The following is a 23906-nucleotide window of genomic DNA, read 5'->3' as shown; positions in this document are numbered from 1 at the left end:
TGTTCAAAAGAGGTTGTTATGCCTAAGATGAAAACTCGCCGTGGTGCAGCTAAACGCTTTAAAGCGACTGCTAACGGTATCAAGCGTAAACAAGCGTTCAAACGCCACATTTTGACCAAAAAATCTGCTAAGCGTATTCGTCAATTGCGCGGCTGTGTAATGGTTCACGTAAGTGACGTTGCTTCAGTTCGCCGTATGTGCCCATACCTTTAAGGAGATTTATAAATGGCTCGTGTAAAACGTGGTGTCCAGGCTCATCGCCGTCATAAAAGAATTCTTGCTCGTGCTAAAGGTTACTACGGCGCTCGTTCACGCGTATATCGCGTAGCGTTCCAAGCAGTAATTAAAGCAGGTCAATATGCTTACCGCGACCGTCGTCAGAAGAAACGTCAATTCCGCGCTTTGTGGATTGCACGTATCAATGCTGGTGCGCGTCTTAATGGTTTATCGTACAGCCGTATGATCGCTGGCTTGAAAAAAGCTCAAGTGATTATCGACCGTCGTGTACTTGCAGACATCGCTATGCATGATGCAGTTGCATTTGCTGCTATCGCCGAAAAAGCGAAAGACGCATTAGCTGCTTAATCGTCTTCTGATGATTGAAAAAAGACCGCTTTTAGCGGTCTTTTTTATTTTGCAGAAGTAGAAAACTGATTAATTAAAAAATTCCTCAGTCTTGATAAAGATAGATGAATTGCATGCTAAATTACAAAGAGGCTGGCTCATCTCTCTTCATTTTTATCAAACCTGCGATTTGGAAATGTTGATAAGATAAATAAACCAATTGCAGCAAAGCCAATTGCTTGCATGACAAGAACGATTTTATGCTGGGTAGGTAAGGCTGAAATTAAAATAATTAAAGTGATCAGCGGCATAGCAAAAATTAGAATGGCGAAACCTTTTTTATAGGGATGATCGGCTGCAATTTTTAAGTTCAACGCTCTTAATCCATGCAGGCCCATGCCAATAGTAATGCTGATTCCGGTAAACAGTGGCGAAAGTTGTTGTACTGTGGAACACAGATAGATCATCACACAGGTAACAATACAGACCATCAGCTTGATTTGACGGCTACATTGATCTGAATACCAAAATTCCAGCATTATTTAGGTCCATTGGAAAGATCATTTTTATTTAGCAAAGACAAGGGTGAAAATAGACAGATGGCCAAAGCCATAAAGCCAATACCTTGTGCCCCCGGAATTAAAATTTCACCATCTTTCATCTGCATAAAAATAAGTGCCAGTAATAGGGCAATCGGAATCCAGGTCAACAGACGATATAACAATCCAGTGGGATTTTTTGAAGTAAAATGAATTTTACAATAACGGCAAATCAGAAAAATAATACCAGTGCCTAAGAACATCAGGATTGCATCGGGTTTTAGCGGTTCCATCCAGTAAAGTACGCCGGTAACAATAGCAATAACCGCAAAGATCATGAGTTTGCGGAGGATGGAAACTTTAGGATTAAACCAAAATTCGAGCATATTCTTCTGATAGATAAACGAGGACTGACTGCACTTTAGCAAAAACAAAGATAAAAAAGCGAGGCTTTTGCCTCGCTAAAAATTAAGTATTTTTTTGTGGACCCCAATCATAAATTTTCTTTTGGTAGGCGTACCACATCATCCAGAGACCGATCAAAATCATGGGTACAGTCAGGAATTGTCCTTTACTCATCCAGCCAATAAACAGCTGTCCATTGTCCGGTTCGCGGAAGAATTCCACCACAAAGCGTGCAATACCGTAGCCAATCAGGAACAAGGCTGAAACGGCCATACGTGGGCGAGGTTTTGAACTGAACCACCACAATACAATAAACAGAATCAACCCTTCAGCCAAGGCTTGATAAAGCTGTGAGGGGTGACGCACCAATTGCAGCGGATCGGTCGGGAAAATCATGCCCAAGGCAAAGTTTGGATCAGTGACTTGACGACCATACAATTCACCACCAATAAAGTTGCCGATTCGGCCAAACATCAAACCCGTTGGTACGCATGGTGCAATAAAGTCGAGCGTTTGGAACCAGGTTTTCTGGTATTTTTTACACCAGAACAGCATGGCAATCATTACGCCCAAGAAGCCTCCATGGAAGCTCATGCCGCCAGTCCAGACCTGGAATAACCAGATTGGATTGGCCAGGAATTGCTCAAAACCGTAAAACAATACGTAGCCAAGACGCCCCCCGACCACCACACCTAAAGCCCCATAGAAAATCAGGTCAGACACCATATCGGGTGTCCAGCCATCCCTGTGCTTGGTTCGATAAGTGGCAAGTCCCCAAGCAAATAAAAATGCCAGTAAATACATCAATCCATACCAGTGGACTTGTAACGGTCCCAGCGATATAGCAACTGGGTCAATATTGGGATAGGTCAGCATTCCTGTTCCTTGTGATTCTGTTTTGCACAGATTTTAGCTGAATGTGATGAAAAATGTTGTACATTCAATGTGTAAAGATAAAGAGCATAGATTATGTGTATTGTAGCTTTAGCTTGGCAAGTCCTGGAAGATACGCCTTTGTGTCTGATTTCCAATCGGGATGAGTTCTATGCCCGTCCGACGGCTGGTTTAAAAACTTGGGGAAATAGTCCGATTATTGCCGGACAAGATCTGCAGTCTGGTGGAACATGGATGGGGGTGACTGAATCAGGACGATGGGCAGTCGTGACAAACTTTCGAGATGCAACTGACAAAAAAACCTATCCGACTTCACGCGGTCATCTGATTCAAGCATTTTTAGAGTCAGATTTGACGCCAATCCGTTTTGCTCAAGCTTTGGAAAAACGGCAATGTGATTATGCCGGTTTTAATTTATTGCTCGGGGACCAAGATCAGGCAGTCTATATGAGCAACCGGGGTGAAGCGCCACAGGTTTTGGCTCAAGGGGTATATGTGGTTTCTAATGGTTTAATGACCGAACACTGGGAAAAGACCAAGCATCTACGTAAACGTTTTACCCAAGAATTTTTACCGATGTTGCAGCAGAACACGACGACTGAAGCGGATCTTGAATTTGCAGTCTGGGATATTTTAGAAGATGAACGCAAAATCATTCCTGAACTGCTTCCACAAACTGGCATAAATACAGAGATGGAAGAATTGCTCTCATCGACTTTTATTCAAAGTCCTGTATATGGCACGCGCTGTTCTAATTTTTTAAGAATGAAAAATGATGCTTGGCTATGGCAAGAAAAATCCCAGCAAGGAGCCACTCAAGGTGAAATTATTCAAATCAATTTGCCTTTAATCCCATAAAAAAATGCCGACATCATGTCGGCATTTTTTTTATCTTATTTCGATCTTGAGTTAATGATTAAACTTTTGCTGGCTGGGTCTGTTCTAAAGATTCAGCGGCAATTTCTTTACCATCGGTACGGGTAATTACTACAGTTGCTGAACGTGGACGTGTTCCGATCCCTTTACTTGAGTTCAGGTTACTAGGGTGATTTGAAGGCCATGTTCCACCGGGGTGTTGCACGTTTACAAAGATAGCCTTGTAGTCAGGAGTCATAGTCACGCCCGTAATTTCACAACCGCTTGGACCAGTCAGGAAGCGACGAAGTTTACTGTCATTCAAAACCGCACCTGCAGGCGTTTGCTGGGTTGCCGTGCCAGAGAGCGCTGTAGTAACCTGACCATCACCCGTTTGGCCTGGTAATGCCGCAAGCATCATACAATTGGTTTCATCAGTATAGGCACCATCATCGGTTTGTACCCAAAGCACACCGCGTGGATCGAACCACATGCCATCCGGACTAGAGAAGTCATTGGCATCGGTTAGGCCAGATAGATTCACATTCGTTAAGGAATCAGCTTCAGCACCAAACAGAAAGATATCCCAGACGAAGTTAGTCGCAGTGGTTTGGTCATTATTTTCACGTAAACGAATAATATGCCCGTTGATATTGCCTTTTAAGCTGGTTGAGCCGCTATCGTTATCAAAATAGTTACGTGGATTGGCAGCATCTGTGCCATAGGCTTTACCACGGTTCGAGTTGTTAGTTAAGGTGATATAGACTTCACCATTTTTCGGGTTCACTGCACACCACTCTGGACGGTCCATTTTGGTTGCGCCCAAAGCATCTGCGGCTAAACGTGCATTGACTAAAACATCGCCCTGATCAGCAAATTTATAGCTCGCATAATTGGCAATACGTGCATCGCTAATATTCAGCTCAATCCATTCGCCAGTCGCTTTTTGTGTGGTTTCATTAAAATCAAATTTTGCAACATACAGCTTGCCACTATTCAGGTATTTATCTCCGGCTGTATAACCGCCATTGATATCTTTGGCATCCCATTTAGCATTCGATACATATTTATAGATGTACTCACCGGTTGAGTCATCGCCCATATAAAAGGCGAGTTGCTGTCCTTCGATGGCACGGCTGGCACGACAGTCTTCATGTGCAAAACGACCGAGTGCAGTACGTTTTACCGGGAGCTGGCGACCATCAAAGGGATCAATTTCAACAATCCAGCCAAAACTGTTGGCTGAGTTGCGGAAATCTTCCGACGCTGTTGCGGCAGTGATGGATGAATTCCAGCGGTCATACATGTCTTGAGTAAGTAAGCTGGCCTGTGGGGTATTCCATTTATACTGAGAAGACTGACCTTTTTTAATTTTATAGCGGTTTAGTGCATATTCAGTTTGAAGATCACGCTCATCATTTGCATTACGGGCCAGATAACCATCAAAGTTTTCTTCAGTGGTTAGATAAGTGCCCCAAGGCGTATAACCGTTACCGCAGTTATTATGTGTACCGAAGGTAAATAAACCTTCGGGACTGATTTTGCTTTTAACCAGTGCATGACCTTTGACCGGACCTGAAAATTCAATTTTCGATGCTGCAGTAATGCGGCGGTTAAAGATTGAATTTTTATCAATCTTCACTTCTTGGGTACTCGGATCTTTGGTCACATGCAAAATCGAAACACCATGTGAATTGACCTCGCGAATCACTTCATCTTCTGAACGAATAGCATCTTTAATCGTGTTAATAGTTGGATGTAAGTAACCTTGATTGATGTATTCATGATTAAGCACCAACAAACCTTCATTGGATGCTTTCGGATCATAATTGCCTTTGGATTTATTCATTCCAAAAAAGGTCATGCCATCATGGTTGTCACCTGAACGCATGCTAAATGTTGGACCAGTTGGAATATTGTTGTCATCCCATTCCGGCATACCTTCAGCGAGCGGATCACCCAAAGCAAATAATATACGCGCTTGATAACCTTCTGGAACGGTAAAGGCATTTAAGGTGTTTTTATCTACGGTTTTAAAAGTTAATGAAGTCGGTGTTTTTACCTCTTCAACTGGTGTAGTCGGAGCGCTACCGTTATTTAAACTGTTATTGTCATCATCATTACAGCCGGTTAAAGTGGCTGCTAAAGTTAGAGCAACGGCACCACCTGCAGATTTTGTAATAAGATCACGACGGGTAATATTTTTATTAAACAGATCTTTAAATTCAGAATTTCCAGATTCATTGCTGTCGTAAACATTATCTTCATGATGAGGTGTAAAGTCTGTCATGATATTTTTCCAAATGTATGGTTGTTATAAAGTTGTACTAAACTTAGGTGAAAAATATGACAGCGCGCTGACGTTTGAATGACAGTCTGGTGAAGAAAATAAGTCAGATTGATGAAAATGTCTGAATAAAAAAGCAGACCAAAGTCTGCCTAAAAAATTTTGTTTGAGATCTTTAAACTGCTCGGCGTTTTTCAATCAATTTGCCAAAGAACAGTCCCATTTCAAATAACAGCCACATGGGAATGGCCAGCATGATCATGGAAATCGCATCGGGTGGGGTTACGAACATCGCGACAAAGAAACAGCCCACCACAATAAAACGCCGTTTTTCGACTAATTGTTGCGTAGAAACCAGTCCGATTAAAATCAGCACTAAGGTAATAATCGGAATTTCAAAGGTAAAGCCAAATACCAAGAACAGTTTTAAGCAAAAAGCCAAGTAACTGTTAATGTCGGTCATTGGGGCGACCGTTTCTGGTGAAACACTGATGAAAAAATGCAGAATAGAAGGCAGGGCAACAAAATAGGCGAAAGCAATCCCTGCATAAAACAAGCTGATGCTACCTAGCAGCAGAGGCATAGCTAAGGTCTTTTCTTTTTCATAGAGTGCAGGCTTTACAAAGCGCCAAAGTTGATAAATGATGAAAGGCATGGCTAACATCAAGGCAACGAAGAAATTCAACTTAAACGGTGCCATGAATGTCGCCGTAACATCGGTGGCAATCATGGATGAGCTAACAGGGAGCTGTGCACGTAAAGGTTCAGACAAAAGCTGATAGGTTTGATTGGCAAAAGGCAATAAGCAAAAAAATAGTGCCAGTAGTAAACCGACAATTTTAAACAGATGCTGACGCAAGACCATCAGATGTCGAGTAATCGGCATTTCTTCAAGATCTGATGGTTGTGGATCTGTAAAGGGAATCGGCAACTGGTTTTCTATGGGAGTGTTCATACTGCCACCTTTAATTCATTTAATTGTGAAATTGGAGGCATGCTGTTTAAAGACTTTTCTGTTGAAGGCATAATGCTACACGCATTTTGTGTGCTCAAATAAACGCACAAAGGCTGAGGTTGTTTAATAAAACTATAAATAGTGGGAGCATTTTTATTATTGAGCACTGCGTTTTGTAATACTGGTAATTTTGCAGGTTGTGATTGTTGTTTTAGTTCATGCATTTGAGCTTGCATCTTTTGCTCGAGCTCTTGAATCCGCTGCATTTCATTTTGCATCTGTTCACGTAATTCAGACAAACGCAGTTCGCGGTCAATATCATTCTGTACATTGCTGATCGTGCGTTTGATTTTAGCGTACCATTTCCCCGCGAAACGTGCAGCTTCGGGAAGCTTATCTGGCCCAAGCACCAATAAACTAATAATGCCAAAAGCCAGCAGTTCAGTCATACCAATATTGAGCATAAAGTTTTAGCCTGAGTGGGTTTTTGCTGGAGAGTTGACATCAGAATGGCTGGTTTGATGTTCAATTGTTTTAGGTTCATTTAATGACGAAGTAGCTACTTCATCTTCCTTGATCGACTTTTTAAAGTCTTTGACTGCACCACCGACATCTTTGCCTAAATTTTTTAGTTTTGATGTTCCGAACAATAAAATAACCACAATTGCAAAAATCACAACGTGCCAAATCGATAATCCTGCCATGTTCTTAACTCATTTTTCATTTAGAACCATCTGAACATGTTGCGATGACAGCAATGTGACTGAAAAATTTCAGTTTAAAGACAAAAGGCATTTAATCTGCTGTTGTGCTTGATTCAGTGCTAGCATATTTGTATTGATCACTCAGGGTAATGTTGTGGCTTTGCTGTTACCATTTTTTGGCTTTTTATGTGGCTGGGGACTTGCTTCAAGCCAATTTTCGACACGTTTAAAATCACTTTTTTCGAGCCTATTGGCACGAGTTTTTATTCCCATCGTGATTATTTACAACATGGTGTTTTATCAAGCGGGCAGCTTGAGTTTGATGCTCTTTAGCTTTGTGGTTGCGGTGCTGCTGTTCTATTTTTCCCTTGTCCTGTTTAAAGACCAATTGCGGGCTTTATGTTTTAGCTATGTAAATATGGCATGGCTGGGCTTTCCTTTTACAATTGCTTTATTCGGTTCTGAAATTAGTGCACCGATGGTGGCTTTATATGTGGGCGGTTCTATTTTTGGTAATATTTGGGCCGTCACTTCCGTCAGTTCAGACAAACAAGCGCTCTCTGATACTGCAAAAAAAGTCATGCAATCTCCCCCCATAATGGCATTGAGTTTGGCACTGATCTGTCGAATATTAGACGTGCAGCATTTGGAATTACATCAAACGATTGATCTGATCTATAGCCTAGCTAAAACTGGAATGAGCTTTACAGGAATGTGCATATTGGGGATGTGGTTACAGCAGACCAAAGTGTATAAAAAAGATTTACTGCAGAGTAGTCGTGTAGCCGTATTAAAACTTGGTTGTGGTGTAGTGCTGTGTGGACTGACATATTGGATGATTCCAATACCGAATATTGAACAATACATTGGGGTAATGTTCTTATTGTTCTGTTTACCGCCAGCGGCCAATATTGTGGCATTAGAAACTCACTATCAAGGTACTGGTACTTCTGCCAGATATATCGCTTCGGGAACAATTGTGAGTTGTGGGGTGGTGATGCTATATGGAGTGATGTTGCATTTTATTTAAAGCTGAATCCTCCTGTTGCACAATATATTCCCTATCTTTTTGAAGAGGGGCTTTTGTTGCCTTTATTAGAGGCAGATAAAAAGGGATTTATTCAACCAGAATTGAAATTTCCTCTCCTGAGTCAAGTATGGCGCAAGAGAGGGGGCTTTCTTTGAGAGCGAGAATTACTTCTCCAAACTCGCCTTAAACAGTTTCATCGCCTGACCACGATGGCTGATCTTATTTTTATCTTCCTTGCTCATCTCGGCACTGGAAATACCCAGTTCAGGTAACCAGAACAGCGGGTCGTAACCAAAACCATTTTCGCCACGCGCTTTTTCCAGGACTTCACCTGTCCAGATGCCCTGAAAAATTTGTGGAAGCGGATCTTCTGCATGTTGAACTAGAGCAAGGACGCAGACAAACATGCCTTCAATCACTTGACCGTCTTTACGTAACGGTTTTAAGTCCGCTAACAGTTTTTCATTATTCGCGGCATCATTGCCATGTTCACCGGCATAACGTGCAGAAAAGATTCCAGGGGCGCCGCCCAAGATCGGTACACAAATCCCGGAATCATCGGCAATGGCCGGTTTGCCTGAAATTTTAGCCGCATGACGGGCTTTAATAATTGCATTTTCGACAAAGCTTAAGCCGTCCTCGACTGCATCTTCAATGTTGAGTTTGCCCTGAGCAACCACTTCGACAGGTAGATTCAGTTCAGCAAAAAGTTTTTCAAATTCGGCAGTTTTGCCTTTGTTGTTGCTTGCAAGTACCAGTGTGCCTTGGGATAACCAATCTGTAGAAGCCATGATCTCGATCTTTATTTGAAAATAATTGTGCGTATTTTAGCAAACTTAGCTAAATAATTTAGCCAATAAAAAAGCACCCGCAGGTGCTGTTTAGAGTCAGGCAAACATTTTCTAAATTACTGAGCCTGAATCCATTTGTCGGCACGGTCACGCGCCATACGAATTTGCTCTTGAGTTAAGTTGGCAGCCAAAGCTGTCTTCTTGCCTTCAGACAATGAAATCACTTTGTTATCGAGCATGCCATCACGGGTAGACAGCTCATACCATTGATATGCACCCACGTAATTTTTCTTTTGCTCTTCCATCATTGCTAGATTAAAGCTGGCACGGTTGTCACCATGACTTGCAGCTTTTTCAAAGTATTTACGCGCCAAAGTTTCGTCTTTTTTGGTGCCCATCCCATCAGCTAGCATGCGACCGACATTCAACTGGGCAGCAGTCAGACCTTGGTCCGCAGCGGCTTTGTACCATGCAAAAGCTTGCTGTATATCTTTTTGAATATCTTTGCCGAGTTGATATTTGGTTGCCAAATAAAACTGTGCAGCAGCTTGACCAGATTTTGCCGCCTTAATCAGGCTATTAATATCCATAACAGAATATTGTGCTGCCTGAGTGGAAATAGACGGTGCTGGTGCAACATAATCCGCATGGGCTTGAATGCTAAAAAAACCAACCAATAGTGTGCTTAGTAATATTTTTTTCATAGTGCGCTCACTCGATAGATAGCGACTTCACCAAACAGATTCGGGACATGTTTACTGAGTAAACTACCTTGTTGATCCCCATTCACGGCGAGTCGATTAATAATCCGGATATCATTTTCAGCACACAGTGCTTCAAAATCACGGAAAGTACATAAGTGGATATTAGGCGTGTTATACCACATATACGGTAAAGCTTCCGAAACAGGCATCATTCCTTTCAAAGCCAAGAAAGAACGCGTCTTCCAATGAGCAAAGTTTGGAAAGGTAATAATCGCTTGTTTCCCCACACGCACCATATCACGCAATAATACGTCTGGTGCATCTACTGCTTGCAAAGCCTGTGCCATCACAACATAGTCAAATGACTGGTCTGCAAAGCGGCTTAAACCGAGGTTCAAGTCTTGTTGGATAATATTTAACCCTCGACTGACCGCAATTGCAATCTTTTCCTGATCAATTTCTAATCCATAGGCACGAATATTGTGTTTTTTGCCCATATGCGCCAGCAGTTCACCATCACCACAACCTAAATCGAGTACGCTTGAGTCGGGTTTAATCCATGTTTCTGCCAATTGATGGTCGATACGCATTACACAGTCTCCTGAGGTGTTGCTTCAAGGTGTTCTGCGCCACCTAAAAATGCACGTAATGATTTAACGTAAAGCGGAATAGGGAACAGGAACGAGTCATGTCCTTGTTCTGCATCAATATCGACATAGCTGACAGGTTTATGATTGGTGATGAGGGCATCCACAATTTCTTGTGAACGCTGCGGGGTAAAACGCCAATCCGTGGTGAATGAAACCACCAGAAAACGGCATTGGGTATTGGCCATTGCCTTGGTTAAAGACAATTCATATTCACGTGCAGGATCAAAATAGTCCAGCGCTTTGGTCATAATCAGGTAAGTGTTGGCATCAAAGTTACGGCTGAACTGTTCACCTTGATAACGCAAATAGCTTTCAACCTGGAATTCCACGTCAAAACCATACATAAACTTGCCCGACTTCAAGTCGCGGCCAAATTTCTGTTTCATTGCTTCTTCAGATAAATAGGTAATATGACCGACCATACGTGCCAGAATCAGACCACGTTTGGGATAGCTGTCATTTTCCAGATAGCGGCCGTTATGGAAATCGGGGTCCGATAAAATCGACTGACGTGCGACTTCATTAAAGGCAATATTCTGTGCCGACAGTTTGGGTGCACTGGCAATAATCACACAATTTTTTAGACGGTCAGGATAATCCACCGACCATTGCAAAGCTTGCATACCGCCGAGTGATCCGCCAATTACCGAATACCAGACCTCAATCCCTAAACGGTCAGACAGCATGGCTTGGGTTTTCACCCAGTCACGAACGGTGACCAAGGGAAAGTCTGGACCATAAGGGCGGTTGTCATTTTCAGGATTTGGCGAGATAGGACCGGTAGAGCCACTGCAACCCCCAATATTATTTAAGGCAACCACGAAAAATTTAGAAGTATCAATCGCTTTGCCGGGACCAATACATGCATCCCACCAGCCTGGCTTTTTATCATCTTCATGATGATAGCCTGCCGCATGATGATGCCCAGACAACGCATGGCAAATCAGAATCGCATTGGATTTATCTGCATTAAGCGTACCGTAAGTTTCAACCATGATTTCGAAACGTGGGAGAATGCGACCACATTCAAGCTCTAACGGCTCTTCGAATGAGAACTTTTGTGGGGTAACTAGACCCACTGAGTCAGTTGGAAAAGACACAGGAATAATTCGCCTTAAATCTTTAGGATGTATAAACAAAAGGATACCACTTGAGGGTATCCTTCTAAAGTCATTTTAGTGCTAAATATTATTGCTAATACTTATACGGCAGCCACAGCAACCTGTTCTGTGCTGAGTACACCTTGCTCGATTAAACGGTTGGTGCAGGCAATGATCGCTTCGATTGAAGCAGTCACAATATTGTCGTGAACACCCGCACCGAATGCGGATTTTCCGGTACCTTTCACTTGAAGCTCAATTAAAGCCAAGGCTTTGGCATGCGCACCTGAGCCAATGCTACGTTCTTCATAGTTCAACACATCAATTGGCAATTGTAATGCATTCAAGATGGCAGAAATCGGACCGTTACCTTCACCACGTAATTGCTGGGTTTCACCGTTAATGTCGATATCTAGCTCAATCACTTGATTGCCATTTTCATCAGACAATTTGTAGTTCTTGGTAGAATAGTGTCCATCTTTAGTTGCAACATAATTCTGTTTGAACAAAGCCCAAATCTCTTGTGCTGAAATTTCTTTGGCTTGTTCATCTGTTACTTGTTGAACTGCTTGCGAGAATTCAATTTGTAAACGGCGTGGTAATACCACGTTGTAATTTGATTCTAACAAGTAAGAAATACCGCCTTTACCTGACTGTGAATTGACTCGAATCACCGCATCATAGTCACGACCTAAATCTTTAGGGTCAATTGGCAAGTAAGGCATATCCCACATTTCTTGGTTTTTCTGGAACTCGAAACCTTTCTTGATCGCATCCTGATGCGAACCAGAGAATGCGGTGAACACCAAGTCGCCTGCATACGGATGACGCGGATGTACTGGTAAACCGGTACATTCTTCAATTGTGGCAATAATGTCGTTAATGTTGGAGAAGTCCAAGTTTGGCGCCACACCCTGGGTGTACATGTTCAAGGCAATTGCTGCAACGTCCACGTTACCGGTACGTTCGCCGTTCCCAAATACACAACCTTCAACACGGTCTGCACCCGCCATAATCGCCAATTCAGAAGCGGCGATACCACAGCCACGGTCATTGTGACAGTGCACAGAAATGATTACGCCGTCACGACGCTGAATATTGCGGTGCATCCATTCAATTTGGTCGGCATAAACGTTAGGACCGGAAACTTCAACCGTTGCAGGCAAGTTCAAGATCACTTTATTGTCTGGTGACGCTTCCCAGATTTCAGTCACCGCATCGCAGACATCTTTGGCGACTTCCAATTCGGTTGCAGTAAAACATTCTGGACTATATTGGAACACCCATTCAGTTTCAGGGTATTGCGCTGCATATTCTTTAACTTTAGTTGCAGCATTTACCGCTAACTGTTTTGCGCCAGCAACATCCACATTCAAGACTTTTTCACGGAAAGTCGGAGAATTGGAGTTGTAAATATGTACGATCGCACGTTTCGCACCTTCCAAAGATTCAAAAGTACGTTGAATCAAGTGATCACGCGCCTGAACCAAAACTTCAATATACACATCATCTGGAATATGATTTTCTTCAATCAATTTACGCGTGAAATCAAAGTCAATTTGTGATGCAGAAGGGAAACCAATTTCAATATGCTTAAAGCCAATTTTCACCAACATCTGGAACATTTTAAATTTCTGTTCCATATCCATGGGTTCGAAAATTGCTTGGTTACCGTCACGAAGGTCGGTGCTCATCCAAATAGGCGCTTGATTGATTTCTTTATTTGGCCATTGGCGGTCTGGCAAGTCTACACGTTGATACATGCGACGGTATTTTTTACTTGGATCAGCCAACATCATGAGGTAACTCCTTGTGTAGCATGTATTGCTTAAGTCGTGGATAACGGCAACGTACTACAAATATAGATTGTGTCTATTCTAGCAATTTACAAGTCTGTCACTGGAAGACATTAGTCGAAAGCTGTAATAAAACCAAGGCATTCTTATGATTTAGCTGAAGCGCAGATCTTGCAAATCTATAACTAAATATTAGTGCACTTATTCCGGAAATAATTTTCTATTTTTGCGTTTACAGCAGCTTTATAGGGAATATTTTCCTTGAAATTAACTATTTTTGAAAAATATAATCGGAAGTGATCTGGTTTAATGTTGCCGTTCCCGCTAAAGCCATGGTTATCTCAAATTCTTCCTGCAAGATTTTAATCACATGCGCAACCCCTAAGGCACCTGCAACAGCTAAACCATGAATATAGGGACGACCCATACAGACCGCTGAAGCACCTAAAGCCAGCGCCTTAAATACATCGCTTCCACGACGAATTCCACCATCAACAATTAAAGGGAAATCATTAGGCACAACTGCTTTAATATGCTGCAGGGCGGTCAGGGGTGAAATGCAGCTATCTAAGACCCGCCCGCCATGATTGGATATAATGAGTCCCTGAACACCGCATTGAATCGCCATTTCTGCATCTTGGGGATGAACCACACCTTTTAAAATTACCGGAAGTGAGGTGTTTTTAATTAGCCATTGGATGTCGTCCCATCTCGGGGCAATCTGCATTAGACCATTAAACACCGGATGTTGATCTTCGCTAATTTCAGGTAAGGGAATATGCGTAGGCGTATGCGGATGTTGCATGCCTTCAGGTAACTGGAAAAACACCCGACGTTCACGATCCCGAATACCGCTATGCGGTGAGTCTATCGTTATGACCAAAGCTTTAAAGTTGTGCTGCTCTGCAATTTTAACCAAGGCTAAAGATTTTTCACAGTCACCCTGCCAGTAGAGTTGAAACCATTTATAAGGATTTTCAGCTTTAAGGCTACGCATATCGGTATTGCTGAAAGTACTTAAAATCAGGTTGCTCTGTAGTACTTCACCCGCTAAAGCCGTCGCCAGTTCAGCATCGGGGTGAAACAGCTGTTGATGGCCAATCGGTGCCAAAAAAATAGGATGTGGAAAGGTTTGACCCAGAATTTCACAGGTAGTATTGCCTTGAGTCAGGTCATTTAAATGTCTGGGAATCAGCTGGATTTTTTTAAACTGATCCAAGTTTTCCTGAACGCTGACTTCATCCATCGCTCCGCCTTGCAAGTAATGCCAGGTAGTTTCTGGAAGGTGTTTTTCTGCTTGCCGTTCATAATCGGCAAGGGTTTGCAAATGTGCTGGAATTTGGCTGAATGGGTCAAGCGGTGTCACCGGTTTCATAAATCACCCCATTGGCGCAATAAATTATGATAATGACTGGTCAAACTGATTATTTCTTCCGAATCGCCGAGGTCTTGACGTAGTTTCATAATGGTCATATCCAGATTGAATAACATACTGCGTTGCCAGTCATCTTTCACCATGCTTTGTAACCAGGTGAACGCTGCAACCCGTTTGCCATGAGTCACCGGTTCAACCCGATGTAAACTGGTCGCAGGGTAGAGAATGGCATCACCTGCATCCAGTTTTACTTCATGGCTGCCATAATTGTCTTCAATAATCAGTTCACCACCTTCATATTCATCCGGTTCAGATAAAAACAGGGTAATCGAAACATCGGTGCGAATTGCATGTCCTGTCGCATCTGAATATTGCACCGCACTATCGACATGATTGCCATAATTGCCCGCATCCTGATAGCAGTTAAACAAAGGCGAGAGTATGTGTTTGGGCAGTGCCGCAGATTTGACCTGAGCATTTCGTTGTAAGGCTTGCAAGATTTTGGGAGATAAGGATTGATAGATAATACTGTTCACATCGATTTGCAGATTGTTTTTTATTTTTTTGGCCTGAAAGCCTGCGCTCTGCTGACCCTGAATCCAGGCATGGCTGACATCCAGTTGCTGGCGTAATTCAATAATCTGCTGTTTGGTTAAAATTTCAGGAATATGTAACATCATCAGCTTTATGCATCCCTTGAATGGAGTGGGCTCAAAAATAAATAATGTAGTGCATAGGGTCTGTTGATACTTCATAAATGATTTGCGCTGTAGGCTAAAATTGAGCAGAACCACAGCCCTACGGGACAAGCATATTTTTTGCTGTTATATCGTTATGAAGTGGTCATTTAGAATGACTAAATTTCCTACTCCATGCCTCATATCAGCTAAAAATATGCGTCGTCGCAAACATAGAGGAAGTGTCAACAGCCCCTGGCTCTAACACACTACATTTATACTCAATCTGCTAAGGCTTAGCGAATTGCTTAAAATTTATAATTAAAGGTCAGGGCTGCTGAGCGTGGTTGACCCAATATCACACGGCCGCCACCATTATTGAGAGTACTGATGTATTCTTTATCTGCCAAGTTGTAAACATTGAGATTCACTGATGCATTTTTATTCAGGCTATAACCTGCCATGGCATCAAACACCACATAGCCCGGAATGTTAGGCATATTCGCCGCTGCAGTACTGTCAGTGATTAGACGTTTTTGCTCATCGACATAGCGCGCGCCTAGACCCAGTTTAAAGCCGGCAATGTCATAGGTAGACCATAAACTTGCTGTCCATTCCGGTGACCAGCGCACATTGTTGGTTCGGGTAATTGCTCCGGTGGTTGCATTAACGCTGAGCTGATCTTCTTGTTCAGTTTTCATGTGTGCAACACCGGCAGAGACATTCCATGCATCGGTGATTTTACCTACAGCACTGAGTTCTACACCTTTAACGGTTGTTTTACCTTGCTGAATGGATTCTTGGGTAATTGCATCTTGGGTAAACTGGTTTTCATTTTCAGTGTAATAAGCAGCAGCATTAAGTGCCAGTTGATCATTCAACAGATCCCACTTGGTGCCAATTTCATAGTGATGGGTTTCTTGCGGTTTTGCAGCAGCACTATTAAGTCCATCTGCTGAAAGGCTAAAGTTGGCACTTCCCGGAGGAGTCAAGGATTTGGCATAAGAAGCATATACGCTACTTTTAGAAGTAGGTTTAAATAGGCTTCCCAGTTTCCAGCTGAACAAAGTATCGTGTGCAGCAAAACTGGATGGAACCAAGCTGCTATTACTCGATGGCAAGGTCAAAGCATCATATTCGGTGTCGTAATAGTCGATACGAACTCCGCCATTCAGCTGGAAGCGTTCACCAAATTTAAGCGTGTCGAATAAATACGCTGCGGCAGTATCGGTTTCACCTTGGGTATAGCCTCCGTTATACATCAGGCCGGGCATTGCTTCATTGCGATCTGGATTATAAAGATTGGCCCAAGAGGTTGCTACCGTCGTTTGTCCCGGCATTTGCGTAGCCATAGTTTTTGTGTGTTGCTGTTCTTTTAAGAATTCCAAACCTGCAACCACATCATGTTCAATGGCACCGGTTGTTAAATTCAGGTTCAAAGTCGTTTGATTGGCCAGAATCTTATTTTCCTGATCGATACCTTGACGTGAACGGTTAACTTCCCAGTCTTTAGGATCAGTTGAACCATTGGTTCTTAAACCGGCTGAGCCGGTATTTATCCCGGTTAAAACACGGTTCATACTGGTTTTACCCAAACGGGTGATGTTGGTCAGTTTGACGTTTTCAGCCAGATCATTTTCAATTTTTGCCGTGTACATGTCTGCATCGACATCTTCATGATCATTGGCTTGGCCATAATAATTTTCACGGCTGACTTTAGGTGCTGAAGCTAAAGCGGAATCTGCATTATAAAAACCTTTCATGCCGACAGTCGGAATACCGCCATCCGGAATATTACGTTGACGAATATGCTGTGAATAGAGATATAGGCGGGTATCGCTATCTAGACCGAAAGCAATTGAAGGGGCAATGGCCCAGCTATTGTTTTCAATAAAATCGCGGCCTTCCACACCGCCGTCTTGTCCCATCGCATTTAAACGAAAAGCAGTACCGCCATTGATGACTTGATTCATATCGGCAGTGAGACGGGCATGTTCAGCAGTATTATAAGTGGCAGAAACTTCACGACTATTTTCTGCATGAGGCAGTTTTGTGGCGAGGTTAATATAACCTGATGCCGACCCGCGTCCTGCTTCTGCGCCAGAAGGGCCTTTGACTACTTCAATCTGTTCCAGATTAAATACATCCCGAGTAACAGCACCCAAATCACGAATACCGTCGACATAAGTGGATGTTTGAGTGGAAAAACCACGCATTTGAAAAGCATCACCGGCACTGGTATTACCATTTTCACCAAGCTGCAGGGTAATTCCCGGCGTATTTCTTAAGGCTTCAACCAGAGAGGTTGCACCTTGTTCTTTTAATAATTCTTTTTTAATGACTGAAACGGTTTGCGGGGTATCTACCAAGGGTTGAGTATATTTAGGCGAACTCACTTTATCTGCTTTATATTTATTTTCCGCATCTGACTTTACTGTAATGGTTGGAAGCTGAGTAACATCTTGTGTATTTGCTGCATGAGCCATGAGGGGCAGAGATGCAGCTAAAGCAACCAGTTGAGCATTTCGATTGTGTTTACGGCTTTTAATCTGTGCCATGGTAGGTAATCCCTAATATCGTTGTGACAGAATTCCATTACTGCCTGCGACTTTTTAAAATCGGAAAAATAGCAGTAAAAGTGGAGATATTGTTATGGCCTGTAACAATTGATGCGAATTCTAATGATAATTATTATCATTAACAATAGTGATAAATGTCGAATTTTCATTTAAATGGATGGAAATATGACTTAATTCAAGCTTATTCATTAGATAAAGCAATCATGCTTAAAGGGAAAAACGATACTATTGAAGTTGAATTTGACTAAAAGTTAAAATAATAAAAGATTCAAATGTTTGTAGGTAATGAATTAGACTGACTAAGATAAGATTTCAGCAGCCTATTATTCTTTTTGCGCTATAAAAATTAAAGTTCAGCCCATTTACGCATTAAATTATGATAAAGATTGGTCAACTTGATCACTTCTTGGTGTTGATCGCCCAACTGCATACGCAAGTTTTGAATGGTTTGGTCTAGGTTAAATAACATGTGACGTTCTGCATCTTCACGAATCATGCTTTGTACCCAAAAGAAGGAAGCGATACGACAACCGGAGGTCACCGGAGTGACTTCATGTAAGCTGGTCGATGGATAAAGAATCATATCGCCTGCAGGAAGTTTAATTTCATGGTAACCATAGGTGTCTTCTATCACTAAGTCCCCACCTTCATATTCTTCTGGTTCACTTAAAAAAACTGTACAGGATAAATCTGTTCTTAAGCGTTCATTGGTTCCACGAATTCGACGAATCGAATTGTCGACATGAAAACCGAAGGCTTCATTATTTTCATAACGGTTAAACAGGGGAGGAATGATGTCTAAAGGAATGGCCGCAGACAGGAATAAAGAATGTTGTCCTAAGGACTCTAAGATAATCGTACTTAAATGATGGGTTAGCGGAAGATCTTCCGGGAGCTGTTGATTTTGTTTGACTGTGGCTGAAAGTGTACCCGCAGTGACTTTACCATTGACCCATTCAATTTTATTCATTTCTTCACGAAAATATTGAACTTGTTCTTTAGTCAGGACATTAGGAATATGATGGATCACGGCAATACACCTTTGGAAGAATGAATTTTTTTAGCTATAAAAATAGCCTCATTATTATGAGGCTATTTTAGATTAAATCCATAATTAAGTTATGGTTTTAATTGAACTTAGTATTTGAAGTTTAGCGATAATACTGCGCTACGGCCTTCTGCTTCAGTTGCATAATGTGATGAATATGCTTTAGTGAAATAGCGTTCATCAGACAGGTTGTTGACGTTCAACTGCAGGTCAACATTTTTGTTAACGTTATAACGCGCCATGGCATCGTAACGTACGTAACCTGGAACGTATTTGGTATTAGCAGCATCGCCATAGACTTTGTCCATAGCGGTTGCACCAGCACCTAAAGTTAATTGTGGTAATACTTGGTAAGTTGTCCAGAGTGTTGCTGAGTTTTTCGCAACATTTTGAACTTGATTACCATCATTAGTACCAGCACCATCATCGATAATTTCACTGTCTAAATAGGTATAACCAGCAGAAACTGCCCATTTATCAGTAATGTTACCGTTTGCACCAAGCTCAAGACCATCTACACGAGTTTCGCCAATGTTTCGTGTAAAACCATCAGTATCAGTAGCTCGTGTATTTGTTTTTTCAGTACGGAAAATAGCAGCTGTTAAGTTTAATTTATCATTAAATAAATCCCACTTTGTGCCAAGTTCCATGGTACGAACTTCCTCTGGTTTGAGGTTGTTGATTGCTTCAGCTTGTGCTTCGGTAGTATTACGTCCAGGAACAGAAATTCCTTCTGAGCCATCAGCAGCATCCACCCCAACTGGGTTGGCTGAAGTTGCGTAACTTGCATAGATAGAACCATTTTCTAATGGTTTATAAGTCACACCTGCTTGATAGTTAAAGAAATCACTGTCACTTACATATTTTTTGCCCGAAGCATGAATGTTTTGTTCAGTTTCAAATTTATCCCAACGAACACCAAGGTCTAATAACCATTGTGAATTTAATTCGATGTTATCTAACAAATAAACAGAAGTACTTTCGGTTTCTGTTGTACTTGCTTTTGGTGCCGCTGTAATAATGTCATTAAAGCGATCATGAGGGTTAGGATTATAAGCATCCGTACACCAACCGTTAGATGCTACTCCCGTACCTAAAACACAAGCATTTTCATTAACATTAGTTGTAGCAGCATCATCAGAACCGCCAATAGGCTGGCCAGTACGAGAAGTAACGTTATAGCTACCTTTATCTGATTCTTGTTTACTGTATTCTGCACCCGTATTAAAGCTATGTTTAAGAGCACCAGTATTAAATTTACCCGTCAATGCAAGTTGATCAGTAAATGTATTTGTATCGCTAATACGAGAATTTACTCGACGCCACACTTCATTATTTGCAATATTGCCTTTAGAGTCATCTGGTTGTGTCCAAATATAATCATTCTTCGAATTACTATAAACAGCTGTATTACTAATCGTTAAATTATCAGTTAGATCATGTTCTAACTTAATTGTACCAATCTGATTTTCTTGTTTTTGGAAATCACGATCCAACCAACCATAGTAAATACCTTGTTTTGCATTTAATGGTTTACCAGTTGTTACACCAGTATTAGGACCAGTTGAAGTCCAATATGGAACACCCGAATCTGGAGTATCGTCAGATTTTAAGTAGTAATAGCTTAAAGTTGCACGAGTAGGGGTGTCCAAACCAAAAGTAATACTTGGCGCAATACCAGCACGTGCATATTCAGCACCATCGGCTTGACCGGCTTTTTCATTTTTGTGGCCCAATACCGCAACACGGGCTGCAATACCATTACCAAAATCTTTGTTGCCATCCAAAGTAATACGTTGGTAATTGTCTGTACCTGCGCCAACAGAACCTTCTAGGAAGTCACCTTGTTTCGCAACTTTAGAAATCATGTTAATGCTACCGCCAGTGGTACCTGCACCACCCATTGCAGATGCAGAACCTTTAGTAACTTCCACTTGTTCTACGGCAAACATTTCACGGTTTTGCGAAGTTGCGCTACGCACACCATCGACATACATTGAACTTTCAGAGTTATAACCACGAATAAATGGACGGTCGCCATTTGGGTTACCACCTTCACCAGCACCTAAAGTAATACCAGGTACAGTACGCAAAGCATCGCTTAAAGTTGTCACTTGAGTATCTGCAATCAGCTGTTTAGAAATCACAGAAACTGATTTTGGCGTATCGAGCAGCGGAGCCACAAACTTGGAATTCGCAGATTTATCTACTTTTAGTGTTTGTTCTGCTTCTGCTTGCGTACGGATAGTATCAAGTTGAGCAACTTGATCTTGTGCAATTGCATTCCCTGCCATGACTGAAAGTGATGACACAATCGCAGAAGATACGATTTTTTTGCGTGTTTTAATGAAGGCCATTTCTAACTCAAAATGTGTACTGTGAAAATGTATGAGAATAATAATGATTCTTATTTTTTATCACTATTAAGTTGAATTGGAATTGACGATTCTTAAGTTAGACTAAAACGGGATATTAAATGAAATAATGTAACAAATTGTGATTAAGTAATTGATTATGTTGTTATATAGGAAAACCCTGTCTATACAGGGTTTTTTATGGGGATTTTGAATATTAGAATTTAAAGGTGGTGCTCAATTGGACGCGGCGACCTTCTTGAGTATTGCTATAACGATTGTAATAACTTCCGTCGACTAACTCGTAGTCAGTAAAATTTTTGTCGAATACATTATATAAGGCAACACCAATATCCCAATTGTCATTCACATTAAAATTAGATCCAAGATGTAATAATGCATAGCCTTTAAAATCGCCTAAATCATTATAAACCTTTTGATTCTCAGCAGTTAAATTGTCGTAAGTAAAAGTAAAGCGCGCTCTTTCACTACGATATTCACCACGTGCCCATAAGTTAAGATGATCGGATGCCTGCCATTTTAAAGAGGTATTTACAATATGCTCTGGTGTATCGTTAAGAGGCGGATTACCTAAAGTACTATCTTTAATTTCAGTTTCAGTCCATGTGTAATTAACACCCAACTTCCAAGTGGGTGCAAATTCCCAGTTGAAACCTGTTTCTATCCCATATACTTCAGCTTTTTCAGCATTAGTTGGACGTACTACATTCCATGAGTCAGGTCGTCCATTTGTTGGATGGTTGCCCATACCCCAAGGTGTTCCAATAGAGGCCATATAGGCTTCACAATCTGCTTTAGACCAATTACTGTCTGAAGTAGTAGTGGTATTTGTATTACAACTAAATTCGGTATTTCCGTTTACAATTTTATCTTCAATCTGGCTGTAAAAAGCCGTGATATTGGCATCAAAATTAGAATTGTTATTAAAATAAGTCCCAAACTCTAAATTTTTACTGGTTTCAGGTTTCAACTCCGGATTACCAAATAATGGGGTACGACCCTGTCCACTCACATTATAAATACCATTAGTTAAGCGTTCTAAACGTGGTGCTTTGTAACCCTCTGAATAGCCACCTTTGAGTGTCCAATTATCATTGGTATTCCAGACTAAATAAGCACGGGGCGTCCAAAAATCACCAAAGGTACTATTATCGTCGAAACGTAATCCCAGAGTTAAAGCTAAGCTGTCTGTTAATGCCCAGGTATCTTCTGCAAATAAACCTAACTGATCAAATGAAACTTCTTTATTAACACGTAAGCCATCTTTAATGCTCGCGTCCCACCATTGACCGCCCAGCGTAACATTGTGTCCATCAAAATGTTGCGTGGTAAATTTTGTATCAAAAATTGTATCTTCACTTTCTAAAAGACGCGGGGTTACCACAGTTGAGCCACCTTGCGCTCGGGAAGGAATTAATCGTCCAATTGTTTCTGTCTGAGTGTTGCTAACACTTGATTCCAGTGTTCCTAGGCTGTTGCGCCAAGTATGAGCAAGAATCATTTTTTCACGATTATATTCTTGTGAAGAGTTATAGCCCCCATTTGCACCTAAAGTACCGAGCTGTCCTTTACTGTTGTCATACCATTGCTCAGTCTGTTCATATTCTGCAGAAATATCATGATGATCCGTCGGGGTCAAAGTAAGACGAACCCCCATAGTTTCCAAATCAGACTTTGTCGGACTATTACCTTGAGATAATTCAGTATCTGAATTGGCATCTGGAGTTAAATGTGATTGGTCTCGTTCAGCTTTACGTCCACGAAGTTGAATACCCAGTAAATTTTGAATTAAAGGACCAGATACGAAAGCATCTACAGCACGTTGATTACCGAAGTCAGAGTAATTAGGGTTAAGCGTCCCTTCTAGGGTGACAGCACCTGTCCATTCAGGTGAAACTTTTTTAGTAATAATATTGATTACACCACCAATAGCATCGGAACCATAAAGCGTAGATGCAGGTCCACGAATCACTTCAATTCGTTCAATTGCTGAAATTGGAGGTATAAAACTGTTATTGGATTCACCAAAGCCATTTGGGGCGATATCACCTGTACTATTTTGACGGCGTCCATCAATTAAAACGAGTGTATATTCTGAATCCATACCACGAATACGAATATTTAGCCCGCCAGTTTTACCTGCGGTAGGGCTAATGTCGACACCTTCCACATCCACCAAAGCATCTGCAATGGAATTAATTCTTTTATTTTTAAAATCTTCTGCAGTGATCACTGTAATAGAAGCAGGCGCATCTTTTATTTTTTGTTCATAGCCCGTAGCTGAAACCACAATTGTTGAAAGTTGATGGGGAGCAGATGCGGTTTCAGTATTTGCAAAAATAGAAGTAGACGTAATTCCTAGAATAGCAAGACTAAGCGGACGAAGGTTGAACTGACTCATAAAATAGAATTCCAAAGATGGACGAGATAAATAATTGAAAATAAAATAAATAAAAACAAACGCAGTAATATTAATGATAAGGCTTATCATTTGCAATAAAAAACAAACAAAAGTGTCGACAAGAAGTAAAGATAGGAGGTTTTTTTACATAAAATTTAAATTTAATTGTAGAACAGC

General features: G+C 41.4%; 22 protein-coding genes. 4 read left to right on the top strand and 18 right to left on the bottom strand.

Going from position 1 to position 23906, the window contains the following annotated elements; translation table 11 throughout:
- Positions 1-18 precede the first annotated feature (18 nt).
- Both rpmI and rplT read left to right on the top strand, forming a co-directional pair.
- Positions 19-213: a 50S ribosomal protein L35 gene (gene rpmI / locus E0H89_RS09635; RefSeq protein ID WP_067721945.1), complete on the top strand. Its 195-nt coding sequence runs from the start codon at positions 19-21 to the stop codon at positions 211-213.
- Positions 214-225: 12 nt separating this feature from the next.
- Positions 226-585, top strand: a complete 360-nt coding sequence (rplT, locus tag E0H89_RS09630; protein ID WP_131216512.1) for a 50S ribosomal protein L20 — start codon at positions 226-228, stop codon at positions 583-585.
- A gap of 137 nt (positions 586-722) precedes the next feature.
- Here rplT and E0H89_RS09625 read toward each other — a convergent pair whose 3' ends face one another.
- From E0H89_RS09625 to lgt, 3 genes are all read right to left on the bottom strand, one after another.
- Positions 723-1103, bottom strand: a complete 381-nt coding sequence (locus tag E0H89_RS09625) for a hypothetical protein (RefSeq protein ID WP_131216511.1) — start codon at positions 1101-1103, stop codon at positions 723-725.
- Positions 1103-1489, bottom strand: a complete 387-nt coding sequence (locus E0H89_RS09620) for an AzlD domain-containing protein (protein WP_131216509.1) — start codon at positions 1487-1489, stop codon at positions 1103-1105. Before E0H89_RS09620 ends, E0H89_RS09625 begins: the two co-directional genes overlap by 1 nt.
- An 82-nt stretch (positions 1490-1571) precedes the next feature.
- Positions 1572-2384, bottom strand: coding sequence for a prolipoprotein diacylglyceryl transferase (lgt, locus tag E0H89_RS09615; protein WP_131216508.1), 813 nt, complete (start codon positions 2382-2384; stop codon positions 1572-1574).
- 93 nt (positions 2385-2477) lie between these two features.
- Here lgt and E0H89_RS09610 point away from each other — a divergent pair, with 93 nt between their 5' ends.
- Entirely contained in the window at positions 2478-3260 is a 783-nt protein-coding gene (locus E0H89_RS09610; protein ID WP_131216506.1) for an NRDE family protein, read from the top strand.
- A gap of 58 nt (positions 3261-3318) precedes the next feature.
- On the opposite strand, the gene E0H89_RS09605 is transcribed toward E0H89_RS09610, so the two are convergent.
- The 4 genes from E0H89_RS09605 to tatA form a co-directional block, all read right to left on the bottom strand.
- A complete protein-coding gene (locus E0H89_RS09605) occupies positions 3319-5547 on the bottom strand; it encodes a PhoX family protein (RefSeq protein WP_131216504.1) in 2229 nt (742 codons plus the stop codon).
- 172 nt (positions 5548-5719) lie between these two features.
- On the bottom strand, positions 5720-6499 hold the full coding sequence (gene tatC / locus E0H89_RS09600; RefSeq protein WP_131216502.1) for a twin-arginine translocase subunit TatC: 780 nt from the start codon (positions 6497-6499) through the stop codon (positions 5720-5722).
- On the bottom strand, positions 6496-6963 hold the full coding sequence (gene tatB, locus E0H89_RS09595; RefSeq protein WP_131216500.1) for a Sec-independent protein translocase protein TatB: 468 nt from the start codon (positions 6961-6963) through the stop codon (positions 6496-6498). Before tatB ends, tatC begins: the two co-directional genes overlap by 4 nt.
- 6 nt (positions 6964-6969) lie before the next feature.
- Complete coding sequence (gene tatA / locus E0H89_RS09590; protein ID WP_131216498.1) at positions 6970-7203, bottom strand: twin-arginine translocase TatA/TatE family subunit; 234 nt, start codon at positions 7201-7203, stop codon at positions 6970-6972.
- Positions 7204-7357: 154 nt separating this feature from the next.
- Between tatA and E0H89_RS09585 the strand changes: the two genes are divergently transcribed.
- On the top strand, positions 7358-8233 hold the full coding sequence (locus E0H89_RS09585; protein ID WP_131216496.1) for an AEC family transporter: 876 nt from the start codon (positions 7358-7360) through the stop codon (positions 8231-8233).
- 164 nt (positions 8234-8397) lie between these two features.
- On the opposite strand, the gene rdgB is transcribed toward E0H89_RS09585, so the two are convergent.
- From rdgB to E0H89_RS09530, 11 genes are all read right to left on the bottom strand, one after another.
- The gene (gene rdgB, locus E0H89_RS09580; protein ID WP_131216494.1) at positions 8398-9024 is read right to left on the bottom strand and encodes an RdgB/HAM1 family non-canonical purine NTP pyrophosphatase; all 627 of its coding nucleotides are present in this window, start codon (positions 9022-9024) and stop codon (positions 8398-8400) included.
- A 116-nt stretch (positions 9025-9140) separates the two neighbouring features.
- On the bottom strand, positions 9141-9728 hold the full coding sequence (locus tag E0H89_RS09575) for a tetratricopeptide repeat protein (RefSeq protein ID WP_131216492.1): 588 nt from the start codon (positions 9726-9728) through the stop codon (positions 9141-9143).
- A complete protein-coding gene (gene metW, locus E0H89_RS09570) occupies positions 9725-10318 on the bottom strand; it encodes a methionine biosynthesis protein MetW (protein ID WP_131216490.1) in 594 nt (197 codons plus the stop codon). The genes E0H89_RS09575 and metW overlap by 4 nt, the downstream gene beginning before the upstream one ends.
- On the bottom strand, positions 10318-11478 hold the full coding sequence (metX, locus tag E0H89_RS09565) for a homoserine O-succinyltransferase MetX (protein ID WP_131216488.1): 1161 nt from the start codon (positions 11476-11478) through the stop codon (positions 10318-10320). The genes metW and metX overlap by 1 nt, the downstream gene beginning before the upstream one ends.
- 101 nt (positions 11479-11579) lie before the next feature.
- Positions 11580-13277 (bottom strand): 2-isopropylmalate synthase, encoded by a 1698-nt coding sequence (leuA, locus tag E0H89_RS09560; RefSeq protein ID WP_131216486.1) that lies wholly within the window; start codon positions 13275-13277, stop codon positions 11580-11582.
- A 268-nt stretch (positions 13278-13545) separates the two neighbouring features.
- The gene (locus tag E0H89_RS09555) at positions 13546-14649 is read right to left on the bottom strand and encodes an alpha-hydroxy acid oxidase (RefSeq protein ID WP_131216484.1); all 1104 of its coding nucleotides are present in this window, start codon (positions 14647-14649) and stop codon (positions 13546-13548) included.
- Positions 14646-15329: a Fe2+-dependent dioxygenase gene (locus E0H89_RS09550; protein ID WP_131216482.1), complete on the bottom strand. Its 684-nt coding sequence runs from the start codon at positions 15327-15329 to the stop codon at positions 14646-14648. The genes E0H89_RS09555 and E0H89_RS09550 overlap by 4 nt, the downstream gene beginning before the upstream one ends.
- Positions 15330-15634: 305 nt before the next feature.
- Positions 15635-17884, bottom strand: coding sequence for a catecholate siderophore receptor Fiu (locus E0H89_RS09545; RefSeq protein ID WP_131216480.1), 2250 nt, complete (start codon positions 17882-17884; stop codon positions 15635-15637).
- Between the two features lie 367 nt (positions 17885-18251).
- Complete coding sequence (locus tag E0H89_RS09540; protein WP_131216478.1) at positions 18252-18935, bottom strand: Fe2+-dependent dioxygenase; 684 nt, start codon at positions 18933-18935, stop codon at positions 18252-18254.
- A gap of 107 nt (positions 18936-19042) precedes the next feature.
- Positions 19043-21310, bottom strand: a complete 2268-nt coding sequence (locus E0H89_RS09535) for a TonB-dependent receptor (protein ID WP_131216476.1) — start codon at positions 21308-21310, stop codon at positions 19043-19045.
- 214 nt (positions 21311-21524) lie between these two features.
- Positions 21525-23729, bottom strand: a complete 2205-nt coding sequence (locus E0H89_RS09530) for a TonB-dependent receptor domain-containing protein (RefSeq protein WP_131216474.1) — start codon at positions 23727-23729, stop codon at positions 21525-21527.
- Positions 23730-23906 lie beyond the last annotated feature (177 nt).

The sequence above is a fragment of the Acinetobacter sp. ANC 3781 genome (assembly GCF_004331285.1).
GTDB lineage: Bacteria > Pseudomonadota > Gammaproteobacteria > Pseudomonadales > Moraxellaceae > Acinetobacter.
Note: the sequence above shows the minus strand (reverse complement) of the source record. Positions and strands in the feature narration are given on the sequence as shown.